The sequence below is a fragment of the Mesorhizobium sp. P3_A9 genome, assembly GCF_056402975.1.
Window position 1 is genome coordinate 1 of record NZ_JBFUGJ010000618.1, and the last position, 1,930, is coordinate 1,930.

Here is a 1,930-nt window from a genome sequence, read left to right on the forward strand (position 1 = left end):
TTCCTTCTCCCCTTGTGGGAGAAGGTGGATCGGCGCGACAGCGCCGAGACGGATGAGGGGTGTTCCAGCGGAGTGAGACGCTGGCGTTCACTGGAACACCCCTCATCCGTCGCCTTCGGCGACACCTTCTCCCACAAGGGGAGAAGGGGGCGGCGGCGCATTTCAAGCATTCCAGTTGCCCTTCTTCTTCATCTCCTCCATCGCGCGCGCCGCGCGTTCGCGCAGACGGGCATCGCGCAGGAGCTTTTCCACCGCGGCGTCGTCGGACTTGTCGGAATAGCGGAACTCGCTGTCGGCGTAGCGGTTGATCTCCTGCATGATCATGTCCATCGAGAACGGGCCGCGCAGTTCTTCGATCATCGCTTTCTTCTCGTCATAGCCCTTGTGCATGAAGGCTTCCGGTTTCTCGAACCAGTCGTCGGGCAGCTCGATGTCCATGGCGCGCATCTTGATGGCGTCGGTGACGTTCTTGATGGCGCGGCCGGTGAAGCGCGGTTCGGCATCCTTGATCAGGTGCAGATAGGTGCCGATGTCGGCCATGGTCTTGGGCGCGCCATTCTCTTTCATGTAGCGCTCGTAGACCTTCATCAAGCCGTCTTCCTGCGGCTTCTCATGCTCCTCATAGGCCTCGGTCACGGCGCGCTGGATCTCCTGGGCGGCGTAGAGCTCATGCTTGCCCAGAGGGATCTCGTGGTTCTTGCCGGCAAGCAGCACGAAGATGTCGATATAGTCGTCGCGGGTCTGCGGTCCGTCGACCAGCCAGCGGGCGCCGGCGCGCTGGCGCAGCGCGTCGTCGACATTTTCGGGATAGTTGGAGAACATGCCGAACGAGCAATTGCCGCGCACCACGGTGGAAGCACCGGCGAAGGCATCCATCAACACGCCGGTGATTTCCTGCTGGCCGGCCGAGGCGCGGTCGTCGGCGCGGCGTGCCGCCACCTGGTCGATGTCGTCGATGGTGCCGAAGCCGATGACGCGGGGATTGAGCACATTGTTGATGAACTGGCGGCAGTTCTGGCCCGACTTGCCCTGATAGGACGAGATCTGGTCGACGCCGAAATTCTCGTAGGCGAAGGGATAGCCGGCGACCTGGCAGTAGCCGTTGACGAGGCCGGCGATCATCTGGATCAGCGTCGTCTTGCCGGTGCCGGGCGCGCCGTCGCCGATGAAGGTGAACAGGAAGCCGCCGAGCTCGACGAACGGGTTCAGCTCGCGCTCGAAATCATAGGCCATCAGCATCTTGGCGAGCTTGACCGACTGGTATTTGGCGATGTGGTTGCCGACGACCTCTTCCGGCTTCTTGAAGGTCATCACCAGCGGCTTGGAGCGCTTGCCCGGCGCCACGTCGAAGCCGTCGAGGGTGAAATCGTCGGCATCGATGCGGATATGGGCATTCTCGAACGGGCCGATGCCATCGAAGCGGCCTTTTCTGGCCAGCAGCCCGTCGATGGCGACGCGGGCGAAGGCGCGCGCCCTGATCATCAGGTCGGCATCGTCTTTCGAGCCCGCTATCGCTTTGTCGAGACCGGCGAGGATCGACTTCACCGCGTCCTGCGGCGTGTCGAASAGRAAGTCCGGCTCCGGGGTGTCGTTSGGCGCCTCGCCRTCGCTGTCGAYCAGCTGAAACAGATAGGATGCCAGGCTGAAGGCCGAGATGTAGGCCGAGGCCGACAGGAGTTTCTTGAAGGCGGAGGCTTCGTCGCCTTCGAGCGGGGCGCGGGTGTTTTTCGCCTGCAGGCTTTCGAGGTCGGAGCCTTCGGCGAAGACATCCGATACGGCGAGTGCAATCGCCGTGCCGCGCCGGGCGCGGAACAAAAGCGTGTGCTGCGGGATGGTGAGCAACTGGTCGTCGGGATGGACGGCGCCGACGGTCTTCGTCAACTCGACCTCGCGGGTGCGGCGCACCGAGCCGACCGAGACGGTGGAGACG

The 1,930-nt window shown here is 63.3% G+C and carries 1 protein-coding gene; it reads right to left on the minus strand.

Annotated elements, in window-relative coordinates:
• Nucleotides 1–162: 162 nt before the first annotated feature.
• The coding region (locus tag AC1DX0_RS35275) for an AAA family ATPase (protein ID WP_477359059.1) at nt 163–1,930 on the minus strand (1,768 nt) is incomplete at its 5' end.